This is a genomic window from Streptomyces sp. NPDC043680 (assembly GCF_056436685.1).
On record NZ_JBWKCE010000006.1, the window covers coordinates 80,311 to 104,871 of the forward strand.

The 24,561-nt window shown below is 72.4% G+C and carries 26 protein-coding genes and 1 tRNA gene; 13 read left to right on the plus strand and 14 right to left on the minus strand.

Going from position 1 to position 24,561, the window contains the following annotated elements; genetic code table 11:
• Positions 1-191: 191 nt before the first annotated feature.
• The 3 genes from AC0666_RS15320 to AC0666_RS15330 all read right to left on the minus strand — a co-directional run bounded on the left by AC0666_RS15320 (position 192) and on the right by AC0666_RS15330 (position 2,726).
• Positions 192-980, minus strand: coding sequence for a nucleotidyltransferase family protein (locus AC0666_RS15320; RefSeq protein ID WP_468970340.1), 789 nt, complete (start codon positions 978-980; stop codon positions 192-194).
• A gap of 52 nt (positions 981-1,032) precedes the next feature.
• On the minus strand, positions 1,033-1,446 hold the full coding sequence (locus AC0666_RS15325; RefSeq protein WP_356849563.1) for a hypothetical protein: 414 nt from the start codon (positions 1,444-1,446) through the stop codon (positions 1,033-1,035).
• Positions 1,447-1,637: 191 nt separating this feature from the next.
• A complete protein-coding gene (locus AC0666_RS15330; RefSeq protein ID WP_361721381.1) occupies positions 1,638-2,726 on the minus strand; it encodes an ABC transporter ATP-binding protein in 1,089 nt (362 codons plus the stop codon).
• 176 nt (positions 2,727-2,902) lie between these two features.
• Between AC0666_RS15330 and AC0666_RS15335 the strand changes: the two genes are divergently transcribed.
• Together AC0666_RS15335 and AC0666_RS15340 are read left to right on the plus strand one after the other, a co-directional pair.
• Positions 2,903-3,562, plus strand: a complete 660-nt coding sequence (locus AC0666_RS15335) for a hypothetical protein (RefSeq protein ID WP_478707727.1) — start codon at positions 2,903-2,905, stop codon at positions 3,560-3,562.
• A 51-nt stretch (positions 3,563-3,613) separates the two neighbouring features.
• Positions 3,614-3,690, plus strand: a tRNA-Thr gene (locus AC0666_RS15340).
• Between the two features lie 85 nt (positions 3,691-3,775).
• Here AC0666_RS15340 and AC0666_RS15345 read toward each other — a convergent pair.
• Positions 3,776-5,158, minus strand: coding sequence for an NAD(P)/FAD-dependent oxidoreductase (locus tag AC0666_RS15345; RefSeq protein WP_468970333.1), 1,383 nt, complete (start codon positions 5,156-5,158; stop codon positions 3,776-3,778).
• 120 nt (positions 5,159-5,278) lie between these two features.
• Here AC0666_RS15345 and AC0666_RS15350 point away from each other — a divergent pair, with 120 nt between their 5' ends.
• The 3 genes from AC0666_RS15350 to AC0666_RS15360 all read left to right on the plus strand — a co-directional run bounded on the left by AC0666_RS15350 (position 5,279) and on the right by AC0666_RS15360 (position 7,282).
• The gene (locus tag AC0666_RS15350; protein WP_361721373.1) at positions 5,279-5,752 is read left to right on the plus strand and encodes a GNAT family N-acetyltransferase; all 474 of its coding nucleotides are present in this window, start codon (positions 5,279-5,281) and stop codon (positions 5,750-5,752) included.
• Positions 5,753-5,781: 29 nt separating this feature from the next.
• The gene (locus AC0666_RS15355) at positions 5,782-6,471 is read left to right on the plus strand and encodes a pentapeptide repeat-containing protein (RefSeq protein ID WP_361721371.1); all 690 of its coding nucleotides are present in this window, start codon (positions 5,782-5,784) and stop codon (positions 6,469-6,471) included.
• A 262-nt stretch (positions 6,472-6,733) separates the two neighbouring features.
• Positions 6,734-7,282, plus strand: a complete 549-nt coding sequence (locus AC0666_RS15360; RefSeq protein WP_468970330.1) for a DUF1062 domain-containing protein — start codon at positions 6,734-6,736, stop codon at positions 7,280-7,282.
• Positions 7,283-7,388: 106 nt separating this feature from the next.
• On the opposite strand, the gene AC0666_RS15365 is transcribed toward AC0666_RS15360, so the two are convergent.
• The 3 genes from AC0666_RS15365 to AC0666_RS15375 form a co-directional block, all read right to left on the minus strand.
• Positions 7,389-7,892: a hypothetical protein gene (locus AC0666_RS15365; protein WP_468581654.1), complete on the minus strand. Its 504-nt coding sequence runs from the start codon at positions 7,890-7,892 to the stop codon at positions 7,389-7,391.
• A 153-nt stretch (positions 7,893-8,045) separates the two neighbouring features.
• The gene (locus AC0666_RS15370; RefSeq protein ID WP_468970328.1) at positions 8,046-8,675 is read right to left on the minus strand and encodes a response regulator; all 630 of its coding nucleotides are present in this window, start codon (positions 8,673-8,675) and stop codon (positions 8,046-8,048) included.
• Positions 8,672-9,790 carry a sensor histidine kinase gene (locus tag AC0666_RS15375; protein WP_468970544.1) on the minus strand — a complete coding sequence of 373 codons (1,119 nt, stop codon included), beginning with the start codon at positions 9,788-9,790 and terminating at the stop codon, positions 8,672-8,674. The genes AC0666_RS15370 and AC0666_RS15375 overlap by 4 nt, the downstream gene beginning before the upstream one ends.
• Positions 9,791-10,191: 401 nt before the next feature.
• On the opposite strand from AC0666_RS15375, the gene AC0666_RS15380 reads away from it, so the two are divergent.
• Together AC0666_RS15380 and AC0666_RS15385 are read left to right on the plus strand one after the other, a co-directional pair.
• Complete coding sequence (locus tag AC0666_RS15380; RefSeq protein ID WP_468970325.1) at positions 10,192-10,749, plus strand: GlcG/HbpS family heme-binding protein; 558 nt, start codon at positions 10,192-10,194, stop codon at positions 10,747-10,749.
• A 51-nt stretch (positions 10,750-10,800) separates the two neighbouring features.
• Positions 10,801-12,225 carry a M1 family metallopeptidase gene (locus tag AC0666_RS15385; RefSeq protein ID WP_468970323.1) on the plus strand — a complete coding sequence of 475 codons (1,425 nt, stop codon included), beginning with the start codon at positions 10,801-10,803 and terminating at the stop codon, positions 12,223-12,225.
• Here the strand turns inward: AC0666_RS15385 and AC0666_RS15390 are convergent.
• Both AC0666_RS15390 and AC0666_RS15395 read right to left on the minus strand, forming a co-directional pair.
• Positions 12,222-12,776: an N-acetyltransferase family protein gene (locus tag AC0666_RS15390; RefSeq protein ID WP_478707728.1), complete on the minus strand. Its 555-nt coding sequence runs from the start codon at positions 12,774-12,776 to the stop codon at positions 12,222-12,224. The genes AC0666_RS15385 and AC0666_RS15390 overlap by 4 nt on opposite strands.
• Before the next feature lie 175 nt (positions 12,777-12,951).
• A complete protein-coding gene (locus AC0666_RS15395) occupies positions 12,952-13,527 on the minus strand; it encodes a TerD family protein (protein WP_361714142.1) in 576 nt (191 codons plus the stop codon).
• Between the two features lie 154 nt (positions 13,528-13,681).
• Between AC0666_RS15395 and arfB the strand changes: the two genes are divergently transcribed.
• Positions 13,682-14,107: an alternative ribosome rescue aminoacyl-tRNA hydrolase ArfB gene (gene arfB / locus AC0666_RS15400; RefSeq protein ID WP_361714145.1), complete on the plus strand. Its 426-nt coding sequence runs from the start codon at positions 13,682-13,684 to the stop codon at positions 14,105-14,107.
• A gap of 53 nt (positions 14,108-14,160) precedes the next feature.
• Here the strand turns inward: arfB and AC0666_RS15405 are convergent, their stop codons facing one another.
• Positions 14,161-14,730, minus strand: a complete 570-nt coding sequence (locus AC0666_RS15405; RefSeq protein WP_468970316.1) for a flavin reductase family protein — start codon at positions 14,728-14,730, stop codon at positions 14,161-14,163.
• Between the two features lie 303 nt (positions 14,731-15,033).
• On the opposite strand from AC0666_RS15405, the gene cdgB reads away from it, so the two are divergent.
• Both cdgB and AC0666_RS15415 read left to right on the plus strand, forming a co-directional pair.
• Entirely contained in the window at positions 15,034-16,767 is a 1,734-nt protein-coding gene (cdgB, locus tag AC0666_RS15410) for a diguanylate cyclase CdgB (RefSeq protein WP_478707729.1), read from the plus strand.
• Positions 16,768-16,835: 68 nt separating this feature from the next.
• Positions 16,836-17,861 carry a CBM35 domain-containing protein gene (locus AC0666_RS15415; protein WP_478707730.1) on the plus strand — a complete coding sequence of 342 codons (1,026 nt, stop codon included), beginning with the start codon at positions 16,836-16,838 and terminating at the stop codon, positions 17,859-17,861.
• A 93-nt stretch (positions 17,862-17,954) separates the two neighbouring features.
• On the opposite strand, the gene AC0666_RS15420 is transcribed toward AC0666_RS15415, so the two are convergent.
• The 4 genes from AC0666_RS15420 to AC0666_RS15435 form a co-directional block, all read right to left on the minus strand.
• Positions 17,955-18,413, minus strand: coding sequence for a hypothetical protein (locus AC0666_RS15420; RefSeq protein ID WP_478707731.1), 459 nt, complete (start codon positions 18,411-18,413; stop codon positions 17,955-17,957).
• A gap of 153 nt (positions 18,414-18,566) precedes the next feature.
• Positions 18,567-19,487: a 1-phosphofructokinase family hexose kinase gene (locus tag AC0666_RS15425; RefSeq protein ID WP_468970304.1), complete on the minus strand. Its 921-nt coding sequence runs from the start codon at positions 19,485-19,487 to the stop codon at positions 18,567-18,569.
• A gap of 93 nt (positions 19,488-19,580) precedes the next feature.
• Positions 19,581-20,744, minus strand: coding sequence for an N-acetylglucosamine-6-phosphate deacetylase (gene nagA / locus AC0666_RS15430; protein WP_478707732.1), 1,164 nt, complete (start codon positions 20,742-20,744; stop codon positions 19,581-19,583).
• Positions 20,744-21,676, minus strand: a complete 933-nt coding sequence (locus tag AC0666_RS15435) for an ROK family protein (protein WP_468970542.1) — start codon at positions 21,674-21,676, stop codon at positions 20,744-20,746. The genes nagA and AC0666_RS15435 overlap by 1 nt, the downstream gene beginning before the upstream one ends.
• A 176-nt stretch (positions 21,677-21,852) precedes the next feature.
• Here AC0666_RS15435 and AC0666_RS15440 point away from each other — a divergent pair, with 176 nt between their 5' ends.
• The 3 genes from AC0666_RS15440 to otsB all read left to right on the plus strand — a co-directional run bounded on the left by AC0666_RS15440 (position 21,853) and on the right by otsB (position 24,398).
• Positions 21,853-23,154: an extracellular solute-binding protein gene (locus AC0666_RS15440; protein WP_468970299.1), complete on the plus strand. Its 1,302-nt coding sequence runs from the start codon at positions 21,853-21,855 to the stop codon at positions 23,152-23,154.
• A 93-nt stretch (positions 23,155-23,247) separates the two neighbouring features.
• Positions 23,248-23,484, plus strand: a complete 237-nt coding sequence (locus AC0666_RS15445) for a DUF3263 domain-containing protein (RefSeq protein WP_361714166.1) — start codon at positions 23,248-23,250, stop codon at positions 23,482-23,484.
• Between the two features lie 53 nt (positions 23,485-23,537).
• On the plus strand, positions 23,538-24,398 hold the full coding sequence (otsB, locus tag AC0666_RS15450; protein ID WP_478707733.1) for a trehalose-phosphatase: 861 nt from the start codon (positions 23,538-23,540) through the stop codon (positions 24,396-24,398).
• The last annotated feature ends 163 nt before the right edge of the window (positions 24,399-24,561 follow it).

Below are 24,561 nucleotides of genomic sequence, written 5' to 3' on the forward strand. Positions count from 1 at the left end.
AAACCGCTCGTTCTCCCCCCTTCCGGGCTCGGTTCGCCTCCGGGGCGCTGATGCCGACTCCAGGAGGCCGTACGTCCTCGAAACCGCTCGTTCCTCGCGGTTCCTCCGGGCGTTCGCCCTCCTTCGCCGGCGCGCCCCTTCGGCTCACTCGCCGGCGGCGGCGTAGGGAGGCTCAGCGGCCGGACAGGGGCTCAGAGGCCGCCGGGGCCGCTCTGGGCGGCCAACTCGCGGGCCGCCTCGGTCAGATCCTTCGCCGTGTCGATCGCCCGCCAGTAGGCCCCCTGGGGCAGCGGGAAGCCCGCCAACCGCCGCTCACGCGCCAGCCGCGGGAACGTCGTCCGTTCGTGGTCGCCCAAATCCGGCAGCAGCGCCGCGAATTCGGGACCGAAGACGTACACGCCCGCATTGATCAGATACGGCGACGGCGGCGACTCGATGAAGTCCAGCACCTGCCCGAACTCGTTGGTCTCCACCGCCCCCCAGGGAATCCGCGGCCGCGCCAGCGCCAGCGTCGCCGTCGCCCCCCGCTCCGCATGGAAGGCCGCCATCTCGCGCAGCGAGAACCGCGTCCAGATGTCCCCGTTCGTCGCGTACCACGGCTGGTCCGCACACGGCAGCTGCCGTGCCGCGTACTTCAGACCGCCGCCGCGCCCCAGCGGCTCCTCCTCCACCACCGTCGTCACCCGCAGCGGCAGCTCGGCCCGGGCCAGCCAGTCCTGCAGCACCTCCGCGAGGTGCCCGCAGGACACCACCGCATCGGTGACCCCCTCGGAGGCCAGCCACGCCAGCTGGTGCCCGATGATCGGCATCCCCGTCCCCGGGATCTCGACCATCGGCTTCGGCCGGTCGTCCGTATACGGACGCAGCCGCGAACCCTGGCCCCCCGCCAGTACGACCGCCTGAGTGGGCGCCTGGACGAGGGAGGCCGGGAACGCGGCCGCGGAAACGGTGGGGTGGGGTACGGCAGGAACGTCGGTCATGGCGGCCAGGGTAGAGGCCGCTCGACCCGCTCGACGCGTACGTCGGGCCCCGTCAGCCCATGGAGGCGACGCCGGACGCGTACGACGTGTCGCAGACGGGCCGCGCGAAGGACTGCGCCTTCGTCGGACCGTAGGCGTCCACGGCGGCCCGGCCCAGCGCCCGCGCGATCCCCACGCAGTGCTCGGCGAGCGACGGCCGCCGGTCCACCTCCCGCTGGAGGTGCGTCAGGACGTCGCCCGGCGTCTCGCCCTGCTGCAGCTCACCGAGCAGCTTGTCGCGCAGCACCTCGTGGGCGGCACGCGGCTTCGCGGGGACCGAGACGTCCTCGGCGGACGCGGTCAGGATCTGGGAAGGGGTGTTGTCCGCCCAGGGGACCATGGTGACCGCGAGAGTCCCGGACAGGACCAGGACGACGGGCAGGACCAGGGCGAGGGATCGGCCGATACGGCGGGCAGTGTGGGTCACGAGGGCGAGAGTAGCGCTCGGTGAAGATTTGGCGACATTTAGTCACCCGGTCGAGGGATGGTTCGACGTGGCCTTTCGAATCACGTGTTGACGACCGGACCCGAATGGGGTGCTCTGCCCGCTCTGTGCAGGGACGCGAGGGGCGTTCCCGGAGACCCGGGAACGCCCCTCGCGGTCACCCGTCACACGGCTCAGCCGGACAGCCGCTCACCGGAGGAGGTGGAGAACACGTGGATCTCGCCGGCCCGCGGCACGACGTGCAGCGAAGAGCCCTTCTCCGGCACCTGGCGGCCGCCGACGCGCACCACGATGTCCTGGCCGCCGTCGGCCTTCGAGGTCTGGCCGTAGACGTACCCGTCGGCGCCGAGCTCCTCCACGACGTTGACCGTGATCGTCAGCCCGCCCTCGGTACCGACGTCGAAGTGCTCGGGACGCACGCCCACCGTGACGGTACGGTCGCCCGCGTCCGCGGCGGCGGACAGCGCCTCACGCGACACCGGCACCACACTGTCCCCGAACTTCACACCGCCATCCGTGATCGGCACCTCGACCAGGTTCATCGCGGGCGAGCCGATGAACCCGGCGACGAACAGGTTCGCCGGCCGGTCGTACATGTTGCGCGGGGTGTCGACCTGCTGCAGCAGACCGTCCTTCAGCACCGCCACCCGGTCGCCCATCGTCATGGCCTCGACCTGGTCGTGGGTGACGTAGACGGTGGTGATCCCGAGGTCGCGCTGGAGCGCCGCGATCTGCGTACGCGTGGACACGCGCAGCTTCGCGTCGAGGTTCGAGAGCGGCTCGTCCATCAGGAACACCTGCGGCTTGCGCACGATGGCCCGCCCCATGGCGACACGCTGACGCTGACCGCCGGACAGGGCCTTCGGCTTGCGGTCGAGGTACTGGGTGAGGTCGAGCATCTTCGCCGCGTCCTCGACCTTCTTGCGGATGGTCGCCTTGTCCTCGCCGGCGATCTTGAGCGCGAAGCCCATGTTGTCGGCGACGGTCATGTGCGGGTACAGCGCGTAGTTCTGGAACACCATCGCGATGTCCCGGTCCTTGGGCGGCAGGTGCGTGACGTCGCGGTCACCGATGCGGATGGCACCGCCGTTGACGTCCTCCAGGCCGGCGAGCATGCGCAGCGAGGTGGACTTGCCGCAGCCGGAGGGCCCGACGAGGACGAGGAACTCCCCGTCCTCGATGTGCAGCTCCAGCTCGTCGACGGCGGGCTTGTCGCCGCCGGGGTAGAGCCGGGTCGCCTTGTCGAAGGTGACAGAAGCCATGGTGATGAATCCCTTCTACCGGCAGGAACGTGCCGGACGATCCGAGTGGAAGGAAGAATTGGTCTGGTCCACGAGAATGGACTTCCGCCCGAACCTACCCGGAACCGCCGCTTCTGTCAGCACCCCGGTGCCCGTGAGCTCCGCCGCTGTCAGAGGTGTCTGTTTCCCTTGCACCCATGACCGTCCACGACCTGATCCGCGTCCTCCCCGACATCCCGACCCTCCGGGACCGCTGCCGCGCGCTGGCGGCGCTGGACCGGGTGGTCGGCGGGAACAGCCCGTACGGCTACTTCTCATACGACGCTGCGTGGGGCCCGAGCCAGGAGGCGGCCTTCATGGAGAACGGCTCGGGCGACGAGTACGCCATCGTCTTCACCCCGGCCGGGGTCTTCGGGCGCGGCTTCGACCACGAGTCCCCGATGAGCCCCTGGGGCGACGAGGACGTGGCGCTGTGGCCCGGCCTGGTGGACACCGTGCCGGAGGTGTTCCGGCCGCTGGTGGCGGAGCCGGCGTTCTGCGAGGGGGGCGTGCTCCAGGCGACGGCCGTCTTCTGGCGCGAGACCTCCGACACCGCCTGGCGGACGGGCGAGGTGGAGATCCCGGCGGATGTCGACGACGGCGCCGACCACCTCTTCTCCGTCCTCGCGGCGGGTACGGCCGCGGCCTATCAGGAGTTCGCGGAGGACTACCACGAGGTCACACTCGACCGGACGGCGGTGGAGCACGTCTGGGAGCTCCGCCCCCTGACCGAGGCCGCCGTGCGGGGCCTCAACCCGCGGCTGACGCTCGCGGAGTTCACCCGGGCGCTGAACCGCTGTGGGTACCCGGCGGCTTGACGAACGTGATGGCCGGGGCGAAGTGCCGCTGTGTAAAGTGAGGGCGGCTACGCCTCCTTAGCTCAGCTGGCCAGAGCAACGCACTTGTAATGCGTAGGTCGTCGGTTCGAATCCGACAGGGGGCTCCATCCCAGGTCAGGGGCTTGCTGACCCAAGGGATTCGTACAGAAACGGAAGGCCCCGGGCGATCGCCCGGGGCCTTCCGGCGTCTGGTCAGCGGCGGCCCGAGATGCGGTCGGCCAGGCGGGCCAGGGGGGTTGTGGTGGGGCGGTGGGTGGCCGTTTCGCGGCGGTCCGCCTCGCGGTAGGCCGCGTAGAGGGCGTGGACGCCGAGCCAGCGGAAGGGTTCCGGCTCCCAGCGGCGGACGCGGTGGTCGACCCAGGGGAGGGTGGTCAGCTCGGTGCGGTCCTCCAGGACCAGGTCGCGCAGGGTGCGGGCCGCGAGGTTGGCGGTGGCCACGCCCGAGCCGACGTAGCCGCCCGCCCAGCCGAGGCCCGTCGTGCGGTCCAGGGTGACGGTGGCGCACCAGTCGCGGGGGACGCCGAGGACCCCGGACCAGGCGTGCGTGATCTCCACCCCGGTGAGGACCGGGAAGAAGGAGGTCAACAGGGCGGTCAGCGAGGCGATCGTGGCGGGCTGGGTGGTGCCGTCGGTGTCGGTGCGGGAGCCGAAGCGGTACGGGATGCCGCGGCCGCCGATCGCGATGCGGTCGTCCGCGGTGCGCTGGGCGTACATGTAGGCGTGGGCCATGTCGCCCAGCACTTCCCGCCCCGACCAGCCCAATTGCGACCAGGTCGACTCCGGGAGCGGAGCCGTCGCGATCATCGAGGAGTTCATCGGGAGCCACGCGCGCTTCTGGCCCTTCAGGGCGGCCGTGAAGCCCTCGGTGCAGCGCAGGACGTACGGGGCGCGGACCGTGCCGTACGGGGTCAGGGCCCGGCCCGCGCGGATTTCGGTGACCGGGGTGGTTTCGTGGATGACCACGCCGAGGCGTTCGCAGGCGGCGGCGAGGCCCTTGGCGAGTTTCCAGGGGTGGATGCGGGCGCCGTGGGGGGTCCAGCCGGCGCCCACCGCGTCGGCGATGTCGATGCGGGCGCGGGTTTCGACGGCGTCGTAGAGCTCGCGGTCGGTTTCGCCGAAGGCGAGTTCGGCTTCGTGGAAGGCCTTGAGGCGGCTGAGCTGGGCGGGGGTGCGGGCGACTTCGAGGACGCCGCCGCGGTGCACGTCGGCGTCGATGCCCTCCTTGGCGGCGACGTCGATGACCTCGGTGACGGTGTCGTTCATGGCGTGCTGGAGGCGCTGTGCGGCCTGGTGGCCGTGGCGCCGGGCGTAGCGGTCGCGGCCGGCGATGCCGTTGTAGAGCCAGCCGCCGTTGCGGCCGGAGGCCCCGTAGCCGCAGAACTTCTGTTCGAGGATGGTGATGCGCAGGTCGGGGGCGGCCGTCTTGAGGTAGTAGGCGGTCCACAGGCCGGTGTAGCCGCCGCCGACGACGACCACGTCCGCGGTGGTGTCGGTGGTGAGGGGGGCGCGGGGTGGCCGGGCGGTGGCGGTGGGGTCGGTCGCGTACCAGAAGGAGATGCCGCCGTTGGTCGTCATGGGGGAGTTGCTACACCGGGTTTCGCGGGGGTGTCCAGGTGCGGGATGCCGGGTTTTGGGGCGGGGGAGACGGCCTTGTGGCTGGTGCGGGCGGGGTGGTCGGGTCCGTAGGCTGCCCGGATGATCCGTAGCGCTGTCGTGGCCGATGTGCCCGTCATCCACGCCATGATCCGCGAGCTCGCGGAGTACGAGAAGGTGCCGCACGAGGCGCGGGCCACCGAGGAGCAGTTGCGGGAGGCGCTGTTCGGGGAGCGGCCGGCGGCGTTCGCGCACATCGCGGAGACGGAGGAGGGGGAGGCGGTCGGCTTCTCGGTGTGGTTCCTCAGCTTTTCGACGTGGCGGGGGGTGCACGGGATCTACCTGGAGGACCTGTACGTACGGCCGGGCGTGCGCGGGGGCGGCCATGGGAAGGCGCTGCTGGCGGAGTTGGCGCGGATCTGTGTGGAGCGCGGGTACGAGCGGCTGGAGTGGTCGGTGCTGAAGTGGAACGAGCCGACGATCGCCTTCTACGAGGCTCTGGGGGCGCGGCCGCAGGACGAGTGGGCGGTGTACCGGCTGACGGACGAGCCGTTGCGTCGGCTCGGTTCCCGCTAGCTCCGGGGCGTGCGGGGGAGGATGGGGGCATGGTGCGCAAGGGGCAGCGGGAGACGGTGGGTGCGGCGCGGCGGCCGGAGGTGCGGCTCCCGGAACTGACCGTCTGGGAGGGCGGGGGACTGGAGCCGGACGGGGACTACGACGGGCTGGAGTTCGCGGACCTGGATCTGGCGGGGCAGGAGGGGGTCGGGGCCCGTTTCATGGACTGCGCGCTGCGGCGGTGTGCGCTGGACGGGGCGGGGTTGGCGAAGGCGCGGGTCCTGGATTCGGTGCTGGAGGGGGTCCGGGGGGTGGGTACGGACCTGTCCGGGGCTTCCTTGCGGGACGTGGAGCTGCTGGAGGCGCGCCTGGGCGGGGTGCAGCTGCACGGGTCGGTGTGGGAGCGGGTGGTGGTCCGCGGCGGCAAGATCGACTACTTGAATCTGCGGACGGCCCGGTTGAAGGACGTCGTCTTCGAGGAGTGCGTGCTGGTGGAGCCGGATTTCGGCGGGGCGGTGCTGGAGCGGGTGGAGTTCCGGGGCTGTGCGCTGCGCGGGGTGGATTTCTCCGGGGCGCGGCTGGCCGACGTGGATCTGCGGGGGGCGTCGGAGTTGGACATCGCACGCGGGGTGGAGGCCTTGGCGGGGGCGGTGATCAGTCCTGGGCAGCTGTTCGACCTGGCTCCGGCGCTGGCGGCGCAGCTGGGGTTGCGGGTGCTGGGCCAGGGGCTGTCCGGCTGATCATGTGACGGGTTCGGGCCGGGGCGTGCGCCCGTCGTGGGGCGGGGAGAGCCGGCGAACGTCGAGTGGGCGGCCCGTGCGCGAAAACCAGTGGAGCGGCGCCGCCGTGCGCCCTTACCGTGCTGGCGAATCATGTCGTCCAGGCAAGGACATGCCGTTGTACACCCTGTGAGACCTCCCGAGAGCTGATGTGTCGCGCGTCGCGCATGTGCGCCGCGCTGCTTTTTGCTGCGGATTTTCTCACTGAAACCGGTGTATTTCTGTGCTCAACACCTGGGTGGTCACGCCCACCTGTCTGCCGACCGTTCTCCGCCGTTGCCACGCCTGCGCGTCCGAGCGCTTCCGGGCACACGGCAAATTTCGTGTCAACGCACACCACAAGCTCCTCGATGCCTGGCTCCTCGTGCTCTGTACCGCTTGCGGGGACACGGCGAAGCTGTCGGTCCTGGACCGGGTGAACGTGCGCTCCGTACGGCCTGAGCTGTTGGACCGGATGCACGGCAACGATCCTGGTCTGGCAGCGGAGCTGCTCCGGGATCCGGTCGTGCGGCGCCGTAATCGCATCGACCTCGACTGGGAGGGCGCCTGGCGCCTCGACACCGGCGGATCGGATCACCTGGACCGCGAGGTGGTCGAGGTCTCGGTCCGCTTCGCGGCGCGGATCCCGGTCCGGCCGGTGCGACTGATCGCTGAAGGGTGCGGTCTTCCGCGGGCCGAGGTCGAGCGGCTGATCGCGGAGGGGAAGCTCGTTTCGGCGGTCCGGCTGAGCGGCAGGCTCTCCGGCGACTTCACCTTCATGCTGAAGCGCTGAAGCGCTGAAGCGCTGAAGCGCTGAACCGCTGAAGCGATGGGCGCTGAGCGCTCCTCGGGGGCGGGGGCCGTCCGGTGGGCCGCCGGGCAGCCCCCGGGCAGGCCCGTTACGCGGGGACGCGGGGGTAGCGGGCCTGGAGGGTCCAGACGACGGGGTTGTCGGCCAGGCCCTCGTGCATGTCGACGAGGTCGGCGATCAGGTCGTGCAGGAAGTCGCGGGCCTCGCGGCGCAGCAGCCGGTGGCTGAAGGTCAGCGGCTCTTCTTCGGGCGGCATCCAGTCGGCTTCGATGTCGACCCAGCCGAAGCGGCGCTCGAAGAGCATGCGGTCGGTGGATTCGGTGAAGTCGAGTTCGGCGTGCTGGCGGTGGGAGGAGCGGCTGCCGCGCGGGTCCTGGTCGAGTTGTTCGACGATGTCGCACAGGGCCCAGGCGAAGTCGAGTACGGGCACCCATCCCCAGGCTGTGGACACTTCGCGGTCCGCGTTCGTGTCGGCGAGGTAGACGTCGCCGCAGAACAGGTCGTGGCGCAGGGAGTGGACGTCCGCCGAGCGGTAGTCGGTCTGCGGGGGGTCGGGGAAGCGCCGGGAGAGGGAATAGCCGATGTCGAGCACGTACCCGATGGTGTCACGGGTCCACCGCGCCCGACGTGCCGACGTCCGCCGGGCCCGGCGCTCGGGCTGCTGCCGGGCCCGGGGCTCCGGTTTCCGTCGGGGTCTCGCCGCTCCGGCGCCGCGGCTCGGGCCGGGACGGCGGGCGGCGGCCGGTCAGGGGAGGAGGCGTTGTTCCTTGGCCACCGAGACGGCGCCGGCGCGGGTGTCCACGCCGAGCTTGTCGTAGATGCGGCCCAGGTGGGTCTTGACGGTGGCTTCGCTGATGAACAGCGCCCGCGCGATGTCCCGGTTGCCGAGGCCGCGGGCGAGCTGGCCGAGGATGTCCAGTTCGCGGTCGGTCAGGGTGGGGCGGGAGCCGCGCATGTGGGCCATGACGCGGCTGGCCACCGGCGGCGAGAGGGTGGTGCGGCCCTGGGCCGCGGAGTGGATCGCCGAGAACAGCTCCTCGGGGCGTTCCGCCTTCAGCAGGTAGCCGGTGGCTCCGGCTCCGATGGCCCGGGTGATGTCGGCGTCGGTGTCGTACGTGGTGAGGACCAGGACGTGCGGCGGTGCGGGCGGGGTCGGCAGGGCGGTGATGCGGCGGGTGGCTTCGACGCCGTCGATGCCCTCGCCCAGCTGGAGGTCCATGAGGACCACCTGGGGGCGGAGTTTCGCGGCGAGGGCCACTGCCTCCTCGCCGCTGCCCGCCTCGCCGAGGACCTCGATGTCCGGGGCGCTGCCCAGGAGGGCCAGGAGGCCGGCGCGGACCACCGCGTGGTCGTCGCAGAGCAGGATGGTGGTCACGGGTGGCGCTCCAGGGGGATGGCCGCGGAGAGGACGGTGCCTTCGCCCGCGGTGGATTCGACGGTGAGGGTGCCGCCCAGCGCGCGGACGCGGGCGCGTATGGCGGGCAGGCCGTGCCCGCGGTCCGCGGCGGTTGCGGCGCCCGGTGCGGAGAAGCCGCGGCCGTCGTCCGCGATGTCCAGGACGACCTGGTCTCCCAGGTAGCTCAGGGTGAGGGCCGCGGTGTGGGCCCCGGAGTGCTCGCGGACGTTGGCCAGCGCCCCCTGCGCGATGCGCAGCAGGGCCGATTGGACGCGGTCGGGCAGGGGGCCGGGGGTGCCTTCCAGGTGGAAGCGGACGTCGATGCCGGGTCCCGCGTCGAGGGCGCGCAGGGCCTGTGCGAGGCCGGCGTCGCCTTCGAGTTCGGGTGGGGCCAGGTCGTGGACGAGGCGTCGGGCCTCGGCGAGGCCGCGGGCGGCGATGTCGGTGGCGGTGCGGACGTGGGCGCGGGCGGTGTCCGGGTCGGTGTCCCAGGTGCGGTCGGCGGCCTGGAGCAGCATCTGCTGGCTGGACAGGTGCTGGGCGAGGGTGTCGTGGATCTCCATGGACAGCCGCTGGCGTTCGGCGAGGGTTCCTTCGCGCCGTTCGGTGGCGGCCAGCTCCCGCCGGGTCCGGATCAGGTCGTCGATCAGGGCCCGCTGGGCTTGGGCTTGGCGCTCCATGTGGACGAAGACGGCGGTGGCGAGCGCGGCGATGGCGGGCGGGGCCAGCAGCAGGTTCGGGTCGAAGGCGGTGGACAGTTTCAGCTGGGCGGCGACGACGAAGACGGTGAGCAGGGCCACGAGGACGACCGCCGCACGCGGCGGCAGGGTCCGCAGCGCCGTGTAGAAGAGGGGTACGGCACACCACGCGAAGCTCGGCGCGAGGACGACGAGTACCACCCAGGCCGCCACCACGAGCCCGAGCCAGAGCAGCCGCCGCAGGGTGGGGGCGGCTCCGAGCGCGGGCCCGAGGACGTACAGCAGGGCCAGGGCGATGCTGAGGGCGATGATCCAGGGGGTGCTGGGCGAGCCGGGGTGGCGCAGCAGGAAGCGGGCCACGGAGGCGGCGAGGAGCAGGAAGAACGCGGTGTGCATGACGGCCGCCAGCGCGCGGGTGTCGGCCTTCCGCGGCGGTGGGTGGGTCACGCGGGCTCCTCGGGCGGGGGGTGTGGTTCGGGCGCGGTGCGTGGGCCGTGGGGTGTGGATCGGGCAGGTGTGCGGATCGGGCGGGCATCTCCATCGTGCCCCTTTGACCAGCCAATCCGGATCCGCCCCGGCTCCGCATCGACCGATCGGTCGACCCCGGGGTCATCCGGTGCGGCAGCCGTCCGGAGCCGGTACGGGGACGGGCGGGTGCGGTGCGCGGCCGCAGGCTGGAAGCACCGACGGAGCACCACGGAGCACCACGGAGCACCACGGAGCACCACGGAGCACCGACCAAGCACCACGGAGCACCAGCGGACCACCCCGCGCCGACGCCCTCAGGAGCAGCAGACATGAAGACCCGCACCCGCGTTCTGACCGCTACCGCCCTCGCCGTCGCACTCGGCGCCGGCACCTTCGGCGCGGTCAGCGCCGGCGCCGCGCAGCCGGAGTCGGCTCCGGCCGCCGCCGTCGCGAAGAAGGACGGGGAGGCGAACGAGAAGAACTTCACCACCACGACGCACCTCACCGTCGACGCCGCCACCCGCGTCGCCCAGGCCGCGCTGGAGGCCGCGCAGAAGGAGAACCAGAAGGTGACGGTGGCGGTCGTGGACCGCAACGGCAACACCATCGTCACCCTGCGCGGCGACGGGGCGGGCCCGCAGTCCTACGAGTCCGCGCAGCGCAAGGCCTACACCGCGGTGTCCTGGAACGCCCCGACCTCGGTGCTCGCGGGCCGCCTCGCCCAGGCCCCGAACCTGAAGGACATCCCCGGCACCCTCTTCCTGGGCGGCGGCACCCCGGTGCAGGCCAAGGGCGCGCCGGTGGCGGGCATCGGTGTGGCGGGCGCCCCGAGCGGCGATCTGGACGAGAAGTACGCCAAGGCGGGCGTCGACGCGCTGGAGAAGTAATCCGCAGAAACACCCCGAAGTACACCAGCATGCGCACATAGGATCGAGCGCGTGAAACACCGCGCGTTCCGCCGCCTCGCCGTCCCCGCCGCTGCCGCCCTGATCGCCCTGACCACGGGGTGTACGGGCAGCACGGTGCAGGGGCGGCCGGGCGCGTCGGGGCTGCGCGACCCGTACTTCCCCAAGGCCGGCAACGGCGGCTACCAGGTGGAGCATTACGACCTGGACCTCGACTACGACCCGGACGAGGGGGAGTTGAACGCCACGGCCGTCATCACGGCCCGCGCCGAGCAGGGGCTCAGCTCCTTCAACCTCGACCTCAGCGGCCTGCGGATCGATGAGATCACCGTGCAGGGGGCCGCCGCCCGGTACAACCGCAGCGGACGGGAGCTGACCGTGCGTCCGGCCAAGGACCTGAAGAAGGGCGAGGTCTTCCGCACGGAGGTCGACTACCGCGGGAAGCCGCAGCCCATCACCGATCCGGACCGCTCCAAGGAGGGCTGGATCACCACGGACGACGGGGCGGTCGGTGTCGGCGAGCCGGTGGGGTCGATGGCCTGGTTCCCGGGGAACCACCACCCCAGCGACAAGGCGACGTACGACATCACCCTGACGGTGCCCAAGGGCTACGAGGCGGTGTCCAACGGAGAGTTGGCCTCGCGCACCGACACCGCGGAAGGACAGACCCGGTTCAGCTGGCACAGCCCGCAGCCGATGGCGAGTTACCTGGCCGTCGCCGCCGTCGGGAAGTTCAAGGTGACGACCGGGCGGATGCCGTCCGGAGTCGCCGTGTACGAGGCCGTGGTGCCCGGCGAGGCGGCGAAGAGCGCGCCGGCGCTGGCGCGGCTGCCGGAGGTCGTGGAGTGGGGGAGCAGTCGCTTCGGCCCGTACCCCTTCGGGACGGCGGGTGCGATCGTGCTTCCGGAGGGGTCCCTCACGTATGCGCTGGAGACGCAGACCAAACCCGTCTTCTCCGGCGCCCCCGACGAGAAGCTCGTCCTGCACGAGCTGGCGCACCAGTGGTTCGGCGACTCGGTCTCGCCGAAGTCCTGGAAGGACATGTGGCTCAACGAGGGTTTCGCGACCTACGCGGAATGGCTGTGGTCGGAGGACCACGGCGGCACCACCGCGCAGCAGTACTTCGACGCCTTCCTCGCGGGCGACACGGACGTCGATCCGGAGGCGGCCTCCGACTGGGCCGCGTTCCCGCCGGCCGCGCCGCCCGGGCCGGGGGACATCTCCGAGGCCCCGGTGTACTACCGGGGCGCGATGGTGTTGCAGCGCATCCGCCAGGAGGTGGGGGACGAGAAGTTCTTCGCCCTGCTGCGCGGCTGGGCCGCCGACCACCGGTACGGGAACGCGAGCACCGCCGATTTCACCGCGTACGCCGAGCAGAAGACGGGCCGCGACCTGAAGAAGGTCTGGGACGTCTGGCTGTACGGCCGGGCCCGCCCCACCGCGCAGGCGACGTCCTAGACCCCGGGGTCCGGCGACCCCGGGACCGGAGCCGCTTGGAGGGACTTGCGCAGGACCGCGCAGTCGCGGCCCCGTTCGAGGTCCTTGGCGTGGCGCAGGACGGTGTAGCCCTGGGCCTGCCAGAACGCGAGGGCGCCCGGGTTGTTGTCCAGTACGGCGATCCGTACGCCGGTACGGCCCGCGGCGCGGAAGCGCTCCTCCAAGAGGGCGGCGAGGGTGCGCCCGTGTCCGCGGCGGTGGGCGGTGGCGTCGACGAGCAGCAGGCCGATCCAGGGGTCCGGGTCTCCGGAGGCGGGGTCGGGGTGGTGGGCGAGGGTGGCGGCGAGTCCGACCAGCCGGCCGGCGGAGCGGGCCAGGAGCACTTCGGCGCCGTCGTGGGCGAGTTCGTCGGCGAGGGCGGCCGCGACCTGTTCGACGGTGATGCGGGCGGGGTCGGGGAAGTCGCCGCTGAGCTCGAAGAACGCGCGGTTGGTGGCGTAGAGGGCGGCGATCTCGGTCAGGACGGGGCCCGGCAGGGCGCCGTCGACCGGGGCGAGCGGCTGGAGGATCACCCGGCGCACGCTAGCGGACCGCGAGTGCGTGTACGGCCCCGCCGGCGGCCGGGACGCAGACCGACCCCGGCGCCCCCCGCCCCGGCGCGCCCCCGCCCCGGCGCGGCTCCTGATGGGGGCGAAGCCCCCTCCCGGAGGCTTCCCGGGAGGGGGCTTCGCGGGTGCCGGGCGGGACTCAGACGTTGACGCCGAAGTCCTGGGCGATGCCGGTGAGGCCGGAGGCGTAACCCTGGCCGACCGCGCGGAACTTCCACTCGGCGCCGTTGCGGTAGAGCTCGCCGAAGACCATGGCGGTCTCGGTGGCCGCGTCCTCGGAGAGGTCGTAGCGGGCGATCTCGGCGCCGCCGGCCTGGTTCACGACGCGGATGTACGCGTTGCGGACCTGGCCGAAGTTCTGGCTGCGGGAGTCGGCGTCGTAGATGGAGACCGGGAAGACGATCTTGTCGACATCGGCGGGCAGGCCCGCGAGGTTGACCTTGATGGCCTCGTCGTCGCCGGCGCCCTCGCCGGTGCGGTTGTCACCGGTGTGGACGATGGTCTGGTCCGGGGTGGACTTGTTGTTGAAGAAGACGAAGTGCCCGTCGGAGACGACCTTGCCCATGGCGTTGACCGCGATGGCGGAGGCGTCGAGGTCGAAGTCGACACCGGTCGTCGTCCGGACGTCCCAGCCGAGGCCGACCGTGACGGCACTGAGGCCGGGGGCCTCCTTCGTGAGCGAGACGTTGCCGCCCTTGGACAGGCTTACTGCCATTTTGACTGGTGTCCCTTCGTCGTCGCAGTCGTCGCATGGCCGCGAGGTGGGGCCAAGTTACCGCTGCTCTTCATAACGCCACGAGGGGGCCCGCAGGTTCCGCGGCGGGGAAATGCGCGTGACGGGCAGCGCGCGGGGCGGGATCATGGGGGGCATGCCTGGTCCCCATGTCATCCGCGGTTCGGTCGTGCTCCCCGAGGCGGAGCTCGCCTGGCGGTTCTCGCGTTCCTCCGGACCGGGCGGGCAGCACGTGAACACCTCGGACTCCCGGGTGGAGCTGCTGTTCGACCTGGCCGCGACGAAGGCGCTGCCGCAGGTGTGGAAGGAGCGCGCGCTGGAGCGGCTCGCCGCGCGGCTGGTGGACGGGGTGGTCACCGTACGGGCGTCCGAGCACCGCTCGCAGTGGCGCAACCGGGAGATGGCGCTGGTCCGGCTGGCTTCGCTGCTCGCCGAGGCCACGGCTCCGCCGCCCAAGCCGCGGCGCGCCACGAAGATCCCGCGCGGGATCAACGAGCGGCGCCTGCGCGAGAAGAAGGCCCGCTCCGAGACGAAGCGCGGCCGCACCGGCCGCGACTGGTAGCCGGCCCGGGCGCCCGGCCTCCAGGCCCCGCCCCCGCCGCCGGAAGAGGCGGCCTAACCGGCCAGGTGGCGGTAGCGGCCGCGGAAGTAGGTCAGCGGTGCGCCGTCCGGGGACGGCAGGGCCGAGGTCAGGACGCGGCCGATCACCAGGGTGTGGTCGCCCGCCGCGACCCGGTCCTCCGTACGGCACTCCAGCGTGGCCAGCGCGCCCGACAGCAGCGGGGCGCCCGAGGCCTCGCCCCGTACGAAGGGCAGGTCCGCGAAGAGCAGGCGGTCGCTGATCCGGCCCTTCATCGCGAAGCGCCCCGCCACCTGCAGCTGGTGGTCGGCCAGCAGGGAGACCGCCCACAGGGGCTGCTCCGCCAGCAGGTCGTCCATCCGGGAGCCCTCGCGCAGGCTCACGAGGACCAGCGGCGGTTCCAGGGACACCGACATGAAGGCCGTCGCGGTCATGCCGACGTCCTCGCCGCGCGGGCCGTCCGCCGTCAGGGGCGCCTCGTGCGCGGTGACCAGGCACACGCCTGCCGCCAGTCGGGACATCGCGGCCCGGAACTCGTCGTTGCTCACCCCCTCAGGATGAAGGGTCGGGACGGGAGCCAGGGGAACAGGGGTCTTATTCGGCACGCCGGGAACGCTAGTCTCGCCCTCCCGCCGTGCACATCGGGCCCTGGTCCGAGCCGCGTCCCCGCCCCTCGGCCTAGGCCCGGGCGTATCGTTTGCGTGCGGGAAGGCAGGGGAGCGCTCCCAGTCCGCACCACCCCCAGAGGGCACCTTTATTCATCTCATGTGACTTGAGTCACAGAGGGCAAGATTTGTTGACCCTGTGTACCTGCGGCACAGCTCACTGTGATTCAGTGGACGGGACACCGCAACGAAACGCCGATGACAAACCTGGAGTTGCTGTCGAGGTCTCGGGGAGAGCGAGCAATGGAGACCGAGTCGGAGCCGTACGTCCGTCTTGCGACCCTGCGGCAGCTTCACCGGGTGGTGGCCGAGCTCAACACGGCCAGGAGCCTGGCGGACACCCTGCAGACCGTCGTGGACGGCATCGTCGTGGGCCTCGGCTACGAACTCGCCTGTGTCAACCTCGTACGCCCTGACGGGGATCTCGTCGTCGCCGCCTTCGCCGGCGACCCCGCCGCCGAGGCGCTCATCACCGGCCGCGTCGGCTCCCGTTCGTCGTGGGAGCGCCGCCTGACGATGGGTGAGAACTGGGACGGCCTGCGCTTCATCCCGCACACCGAGGGCTGGGTCCTGCTGGAGGACGACGTGCCCCAGTGGCACACCGAGGGCCCCGATCCCCGCTTCGAGGACGAGTGGCACCCCGAGGACCGGCTCTACGCCCCCATGTATGCGTCCGGCGGGGAACTTCTGGGTGTCATTTCGGTGGACAGACCGCGCAACGGGCGCCGCCCCGGCGCATGGGGGCGTGAGGCGCTCCAGATGTACGCCTTCCAAGCAGCGATTGCGATCAGCAACGCCAGGCTCCGCGCGAACATGCAGCGGGCCCTCGTCCGCCTCGAACGCGAGCAGCAGGCGCTGCGGGCGAGCGAGGAGTCCTTCCGGCAGGCCTTCGAGTACGCGCCGAGCGGGATGGCCATCGCCGAGATGGGCGGGGACCAGCACGGCCGGCTGCTGCGGACCAACGACGCCCTGTGCCGACTGCTGGGGCGGCCCGCCTCCGTCCTGCGCCGGTACTCCTTCTCCGACCTGGTCCATCCCGAGGACATCGGGACCCTGCTGCGGACCTCCGCCGAGGGCGGGCGCGCCGAGCTGCGCCTGGGGCGGCGGGACGGCACCTACGTGTGGGTGTCGCTGCGCAATTCGGTGGTCGCGGACGCCGCCGACGGGCCGCGGTTCCTGCTCACGCACGTCGAGGACATCGAGGAGCGCAAGCGCCACGAGCTCCAGCTCGCCCACCGGGCCAGCCACGATTCGCTGACCGGCCTGCCCAACAGCGCCGAGCTGCGCTCCCGGCTGGGGGCGCGGCTGTGCCGCAGGCCGCAGTCGGTGCGGGCGACGGCCGTCGAGGCGCTGGACGCGGCCTACGAGCGGGGCGGCGCGGCCGCGGGCGGCGCCGGGGAGCACGGGTTCCGGTCCGACGGGTTCCCCGGCCCCTACGAGTACGCCGGCGGCCCCGGCGGTGCGGGCGCGGGCCCGGGCGATCCGGGGTCCTGCCCGGGAGCCGCTCCCGCCGCGGGCGCCGGCCCGTACGACCACCACGTGCACACGGTGGCGCCCGCGGCCGACATCGACGACGGGACGAAGGGGCTCGCGGTGCTCTTCTGCGATCTCGACGGCTTCAAGTCGATCAACGACCGGTTCGGGCACCACACCGGTGACGCGGTGCTCATCGAGGTGGCGCGGCGCCTGACGACCGGCGTCAGGGACGGTGACACCGTCGCCCGGCTGGGTGGTGACGAATTCGTCGTCCTGGCCGACGGGCTCGGTGCCGCAGACGCCGCCGACCTGGCCGTCCGACTGCGCAACGCGATCATCCCGCCGATCCGGGTCGACGGCCGCGCGGTGCGGGTCGGGGCCAGTTTCGGCATCGGCTGGGCCAGCTGCGGCATGTCGGCGGACGAGGTGCTGCGCTCGGCCGACCAGCGGATGTACATCGAGAAAAGGTCCCGTTCCAAGGCGCACCGGCGGGCGGGCTGAGGCGATCGGCCGCCCGTGGGTGCACGTGTTCGGGGTAGGCTCCCGTGGGTCGAAAGGAGTGACCTGCGATGACGACGCCCGCGAACAACGGCCCGAACAGCGGGGCGAACAAGCCCGAGGACGACGATCCGTTCGGCTACCTCTACGCGGACGGCCAGGCCGCCGGAGCCACCCCGCCCAGCTCGGGCGGTGGATACGGCTTCCCCGGTCCGACGGGCGGTGGTCAGCCCGGTGCCCAGCCCGGCGTCCCCCGTACCTCGTACAACCAGGTGCGTACGGTCGGCGAGCGCACGTACGGCGGCCAGCGCGGGCAGGTCCCGCAGCAGCAGCCGCCGGCCTACCAGGCCCAGTACCAGGCCCCCGAGGCGCTCCAGGCGGGCGGCTACGGCGTCCCGCAGCAGCAGCAGCACGCCACCGCGCAGGTCCCCGTGCCGGGTCACGGCGGCGGCCACGGCGGCGGCTCCAGCCGCAAGGGCATGCTGATCGCTGCGGTCGCGGTGGTGGCGGCGGTCGTGATCGGCATCGGCGCGGCCCTGGCCTTCGGCGGCGACGGCAAGGACAAGGACGACAAGGCGGACCTGGCCGGGCATAACCAGTCGGCGCCCCCGCAGAACTCCGGCTCCCCCCAGCCGAGCGGCTCCCCGTCGGCCTCGGAGGCGCCGCTGCCGAAGGCGGACGCCTCCGGTTCCGGTATGAACCTGACCGGTGGTGCGCGGCTGGAGAACACGGTTCCGGGTGCGAAGAGCGCGGGCGGCCAGTACGTCGGCGGCTTCAACCAGACCGGTGCGGCGCTGACCTGGACCGTGGACATCGCGACGGCCGGGGATTACACGGTCTTCGTGAACTTCGCGGTGCCCGGCAAGGACGCGAAGGTGACTCTCACGGTCAACGGGCAGAGCCCGTCGCAGTCCCTGAACCTGGCGAACTTCGCCAAGGCCGAAGCCGGCGCCTGGGACAAGGGCTGGACCCGCACGTACGCGTGGGTCACCCTCAAGAAGGGCACCAACACGATGAAGATCTCGTGTGAGGCCGGCAACCAGTGCGACGCGATCTTCGATCAGCTCGACCTGGGGAAGGGGCACACCAAGCGCTGATCTGTCGGCAGCCGCTGTCCGTGTGCCCACGGGAACGGGTCCGGCCCCACCGCGCAGGCGGCAGGGCCGGAAACTGGTACGTGAGTCGGCCTTCTAGCCGCAATGGACCCAGCCGGTGTTCTCGCTGTGCTTCGACGCCAGGTAGGCGGAGTCCCTCCACACGCCCGTGATGTCGGCGGAGATCTGGACGCACGCGCCGCGGGCGGGGACGTACACCGGGCCCGCGTACTGGGTGTAGGCCCGCTGGCCGTCGGTGTCGACGGCGCCGTTGCTGGCCTTCAGGGTGATGCCCATGCCGTCGGTGACGAGGAAGTTGGCGTCACGGCGCAGGATCGCGCAGTTCTTGCCGGTGGAGCTGTTGTAGTAGAGGAAGATGACGCCGGCGCCGGTGGCGCGCTCGCTGTCCCCGAGCGGGTAGGCGTCCTGCTGGTAGTAGCCCGCGCCGCAGGAGCCGCCCGAGATCGTCTGGGCCTCGGCGGGGACCGCGGCCAGTGCGGAGACGGCCGCCACACCGGTGCCGATGGCGAGCGCCCTGCGGAAGATTCGGTTCATGTGGTTCAACCTTGCATTTTCGAAGATCAACTAATGCCTTGATCCTAATGGCCGAATCCGAGGCCCATGATCCGTCTGCCCCTCAAGTGCGCGGTGTCCAGCGTGGGCTGACGGTGGTTCAGCGACCGGACGCGGTGTTCCGCAGCCGGATCGTCAGGTGCCGGAGGTGACGGAGACGGCCTGCTGCAACTCCTCGTAGGCGCGGGGGTCGAAGTCTCCCGCCGTCGGCGCGTGCACCGTGGCCGCCGACAGGGCGACCGCGCGGGTCAGGCGGGCCGGCCAGTCCAGGCCCTCGGTGAGGGCGGAGAGCAGGCCCGCGACGGCGGAGTCGCCGGCTCCGGTCGGGTTGCCCGCCAGGGCGCGGGGCGGGGCCGCCTGCCAGGTGCCTTCGGCCGTGGCCGCCAGCAGGCCGTCCGGTCCGAGCGAGGTGACCACGGCGTGGGCGCCCCGGCGGCGGGCGTCGCGGGTGGCCTGGAGGGGTTCGCGGGATCCGGTCAGCTCGGCGAGTTCGGCCGCGTTCGGCTTGATCATCTCGGGACGGGCGGCGACCCCGCGGCGCAGTGCCTCTCCGCTGGTGTCCAGCAGCACCGGCGCCCCGGCGGCCCGGGCGGCCCGTACGAGGGTGGCGTACGCGCCGACGGGCACGCCCGGCGGCAGGCTGCCGCACAGGGCCACCGCCTCGGCGCCGGCCACCAGCTCCTCGTAGTGCTCCAGGAACCGGGCCCATTCTGCGGAACCGATGAGCGGGCCCGGCTCGTTGAACTGCGTGGTGTCGCCCGAGGACGCGTCGACCACGGCCAGGGTGCGGCGGGTGGTGCCCGCGCAGGGCAGCAGGGCGTCCTTCACCCCGCCCGCCTCGGCGAGCAGTTCGCGTACGGTCTCGCCCGTGCGGCCACCCGCGAAGCCGGTCGCGGTGACCTCGTGGCCGAGCGCCGCCAGCACCCGGGCCACGTTGAGGCCCTTGCCGCCGGGGCGTTCGGTCACGGCGGTGACCCGGTGCGAGGCGTGCGGGAGCAACTGCGGTACGCGGTGGGTGACGTCGAGTGCGGTGTTGAGCGTCACGGTCAGGATCATGGCAAGCCCCGGTCTCGGTGTGTGCCGGGATCATGCCAAAAAGATGCGCGGGCGGCCCAGTCCCCCCGGCCGCCCGCTTCGCCGGATACCCGCTCAGACCAGCGGCGGGCCGGGCGGGCTGACGATCCATTCGCCGCGCCGCATGACGCCCTTGACGTCGAATGCGGCGTCGAGGACCACGAGGTCGGCGTACTTGCCGGGCTCCAGGGAGCCCACCTGGTCGTAGAGGCCGAGCAGTTTGGCGGGGTTGGCGGAGATCGCCTGGACCACGGACTCCACCGGCAGCCGGTCCAGGATGACCGACCGCTTGAAGGCCGTGTCCAGGGTGAGGGTGGAGCCGGCGATCGAACCGCCCTCGACGAGGCGGGCCACGCCCTGCTTGACCTCCACCTCCAGCGAGCCCAGGTGGTAGGTCCCGTCGCCGAAGCCGGCCGCGTCCATCGCGTCGGTGATCAGCGCGACCCGGTGGGCGCCCGCGTGGTGGAAGGCCAGTTCCAGCATCGCCGGGTGCAGGTGGGTGCCGTCGTTGATCAGCTCGACGGTGACCCGTTCGTCCTCCAGGAGCGCGGCGATCGGCCCGGGGGCGCGGTGCTCCATGCCCGGCATCGCGTTGTAGAGGTGGGTGGCCACGGTCGCGCCCGCGTCGATGGCCTGGCGCGTCTGGTCGTACGTGGAGTCGGTGTGGCCGATCGCGGCGATGACCCCGTGCTCGGTCAGCAGCCGTACGGAGTCAAGGCCGCCGGGGAGTTCGGTGGCGAGGGTGACCATGCGGGCGGCGCCGTGCGCGGCGTCGACCAGCTTGCGGACCTCGGCCGGGTCGGGGTCGCGGAGCAGCTCCTCCTTGTGGGCGCCCTTGCGGCAGGGGTTGATGAAGGGGCCCTCGAAGTGGATGCCCGCGATCTCGCCCTGCTGCGTCAGCTCGGCGAGCAGGGCGGCGCGGCGGGCCAGCTCGTCCAGATCGCCGGTGACGGTGGAGGCGACGAGGGTGGTGGTGCCGTGCTCGCGGTGGGTGCGTACGCCCCGGAGCACCTCCTCGGCGGTGCCGGAGGTGAAGGAGGCGCCGCCGCCGCCGTGGTTGTGCATGTCCACGAAGCCGGGGACGATCCAGTGCCCGGACAGGTCGAGGAGCCGCGCGCCCTCCTCGGCGCTGCCCGCGATGCGCTCGCCGGAGACGATGACACGGCCGCCCGCCACGGTTCCGGTGGGCAGGACCACTCTGGCGCCGGAGAGAACGGTGCTCTGTGCGCTTCCGGACATCAGGCAGGTACCTCCGTGGCGAGTAGGTCCCAGGCGAGCAGCCCTGCGCCCAGGCATCCGGCGGTGTCCCCGAGGGCCGCCGGCACGATGTGGGGCAGGCGCTGGAACGTCACGCGCTCCTCGACGGCCGCCCGTAGGGGTGTGAACAAGGTTTCCCCCGCCTCGGCCAGCCCGCCACCGATGATCAGCGTGCGCGGGTCCAGCAGGGTGATCGCGGTGACCAGGCCGTCGGCGAGGGCGCCGACGGCGGTCTGCCACACCGCACGGGCCGCGGGATCGCCGGACTCGACGGCCTTGGCGCACTCCGCGGCGTCCGCCTCCGGATTGCCGCAGGCCGCCGCCCAGGCGCGGCTGACGGCGGAGGCGGAGGCGAGGGTCTCCAGGCAGCCGTACTGCCCGCAGCCGCAGGAGGGTCCGCCGGGGCGGACCACGATGTGGCCGATCTCCCCGGCGTAGCCGTGGGCGCCCGCCTCGATGCGGCCCGCGATGCCGATGGCGCCGGCGATGCCGGTGCCGAGGGGGACGAACAGGAAGCGGTCGGCGCCGCGCCCGGCGCCGATGCGGCCTTCGGCGAGTCCGCCCGTGCGCACGTCGTGGCCCAGCGCCACCGGGAGCGAGCCGAGCCGCCTGCCGAGGAGCTCGCGCATCGGTACGTCGCGCCAGCCGAGGTTCGCCGCGTAGACGGCGATCCCGTTCTCGGCGTCGACGATGCCGGGGACGGCGACTCCGGCCGCCGAGGCGGGGCGGCCGAAGCGTTCGCGGCCGAGCGCGCCCAGCTCGGCGGCGAAGTCCAGGATCGTCTCGACGACGGCGTCGGGGCCCCGCTCGCGGCCGGTGGCGCGGCGCGCCTCGTGGAGCAGGGTGCCGTCCTCGCCGACGAGGGCGGCCTTCATCCCGGTGCCGCCCACATCGAGGGCGATGACGTGTTTCACGGGTTTCACAGGTGACAGTCTCGCGTGCTCGGCGGGGAAAGGTCTAGTCCATTGAGAGGGATTGTTGAGCTGCCATACAAATTCGGGGCCCTCCCCTGACCCGGATGTGGAAGAGCCGCCAAAGTGGTGTAGACCTTACGTTGATCGTACGGACAACAAGGGGTGGATCGAGAACCGTGAAGGGCCGTTACCTGAGCCTGGCCGCGGCAGGCGCCGCGCTGTGCCTGACCGCCGTGACGCTGACCGGCTGCGGCAGCCTGGAGAGCATCACCGGGGACAACGAGGTGACCCTGCGGGTCGTGGCGGCCGACTACGGGGACAATCCGCAGAACTCCTCGTCCGCGTACTGGAAGGACCTCGCCGCGGGCTTCGAGAAGGACCACCCCGGCATCAAGGTCGAGGTCAGCGTCTACTCCTGGTCCGAGGTCGACGCGAAGGTCGCCGAGATGGTCAAGGCCGGGAAGGCGCCCGACATCGCGCAGATCGGCGCCTACGCCGACTACGCGGCCGCCGGCAAGCTCTACACCGCCGACGAACTGCTCGCCGTGAAGACCGAGGCCGACTTCCTCGCCCCGCTCGCGGACGCGGGCAAGATCAAGCGCGTCCAGTACGGCATGCCCTTCGTCTCCAGCACCCGGCTCCTCTTCTACAACGAGAAGCTGCTGACCGACGCGGGGGTGCTCGCGAAGGACGCCAAGGGCGGCTGGCAGCCCAAGAGCTGGGCGGACCTGGAGGCGGCCGCGAAGAAGCTCAAGGCCGCCGGCGTACCCACCCCCTTCGCGCTGCCGCTGGGCCGCGAGGAGGCGCAGGCCGAGACGATGATGTGGATGCTCGCGGGCGGTGGCGGCTACACCGACAACGAGGAGGCCTACGCCATCGACTCCCCGGAGAACGTCAAGACCTTCGAGTTCCTCCGGGACAAGATGGTCGGCCAGGGGCTGACCGGCGCGGCCGAGCCGGGCAAGACCGACCGGCAGGCCGCCTTCGACGCCTTCTCCCGGGGCGAGGTCGGCATGCTCAACGGCCACCCGACGCTGCTGAAGCAGGCGGCCGCGAAGGGCGTGAAGTTCGGCATGGTGGCCATGCCGACGGCCGACGGGACCGAGCACCCGACCATGGGCGTCGCGGACTGGGTGATGGCCTTCAAGAACGGGCACCGGGTGGAGTCGGGCAAGTTCCTGGACTACCTGTACACGCCCCAGAACGTGACCGCCTTCACCGCCAAGTACGACCTGCTGCCCGTGACGACGAGCGGCTACCGGGCGATGGAGGCCGGTACGGGCGCCTCGGCGCAGCAGCTGAAGGTCTTCCTCCAGGCCCTGCCGAACGCCCGGCTCTACCCGGTGGGCAAGAAGTCCTGGGCCGGGGTCAGCGAGGACGTCAAGCAGAAGATCGGCGCGAGCGTGCAGCCGGGCGGGCAGCCGGCGAAGGTGCTGGAGGAGATCGCGCTGGCCGCGCGGTCGGCCGACACGCACTGACCGGTTCGGGCCGGGGACAGCCCCAGGGGCCCTGCCCCGGGCCTCGGCCCCGGGGCCCGGGGGCGTGTCGGTGGGCGGCGTTAATCTGGCCGTATGACGGACGACGGGCAGCTCACGGCGACCGAGGCCGCGGTGCTCGCGTACGAGGGGCGCACCTGGCCCGGTCCCGGGGCCAAGGAGCGGGCGATACGGGAGGGTCTCGGGCTCACCCCGGTCCGGTACTACCAGCTGCTCAATGCGCTCATGGACGATCCGCGGGCGCTGGCCCACGCACCGGGCACCGTGAACCGGCTGCGCCGGCTCCGCGAGGCGCAGCGGGCCCGCCGCTGAGCGCGCCGCAGGCGCCGTAGCCGGGAGGGAGCGGGCCGGTTAGGGTCGTCCTTATGGCGAGCCATCCGCACAGCAACCTGCCGATGCCCGACACAGCCGCCGGACGCGAGGGGCTGGAAGCCCTGATCCGGGTACCCCGCCGGTCCGTGGTCGCGCTCGACTTCGACGGCACCCTCGCCGAGATCGTCCCCGACCCGGACCAGGCGCGCGCCCACCCCGGCGCCGTACCGGCCCTGGCCGCGCTCGCACCCGAGGTCGCCTCGGTCGCCGTGATCACCGGCCGGCCGGCCGGGGTCGCCGTACGGTACGGGGGCTTCGCCGGGGTCGCCGGACTCGAACACCTGGTGGTCCTCGGCCACTACGGAGCCGAGCGCTGGGACGCCGTCACCGGCATCGTCCACGCCCCGGCCGAGCACCCCGGCGTCGCGGCGGTACGGGCGGAGCTGCCCGGCTTCCTGGACGCGATCGGCGCGTGGCGCGGGACCTGGATCGAGGAGAAGGGCCGGGCGCTGGCCGTCCACACCCGGCGCGCCTCCGACCCGGCGGCCGCCTTCGCCGCGCTGCGGGAGCCCCTGGCCGAGCTGGCCGCGCGGCACGGGCTGATGGTGGAGCCGGGCCGGGCCGTCCTGGAGCTGCGCCCGCCGGGCATGGACAAGGGCGTGGCCCTCACGGAATTCCTGGAGGAGCAGGGCGCCGAGGCGGTGCTGTACGCCGGTGACGACCTGGGCGACCTCGCGGCGTACTCCGCGGTCGAGAAGCGGCGCGCCGAGGGCCTGCCGGGGCTGCTGGTGTGCAGCGGCTCCGCCGAGGTGCCGGAGCTGGCGGCCCGCGCCGACCTGGTCCTCCCCGGGCCGGCGCAGGTCACGGCCTTCCTGGCCGCCCTGGCCGAAGCCATCCGCTCCCGCGGGGCCTGACCCGGGAGCACCGGAGCCCCCGCAGGCCCGGGCGAAGCCGTCCGGGCCGCCGGGGCTCGCCGCGGCTCTGCCCGACCCGGCGCGCTCCGTCGGGCGCGACCGGGCCCTGCGGGGCTGTCCCCTACCCGCCCTTCCACCGTTCCCCGGGCTGCGCCCGGGCCTG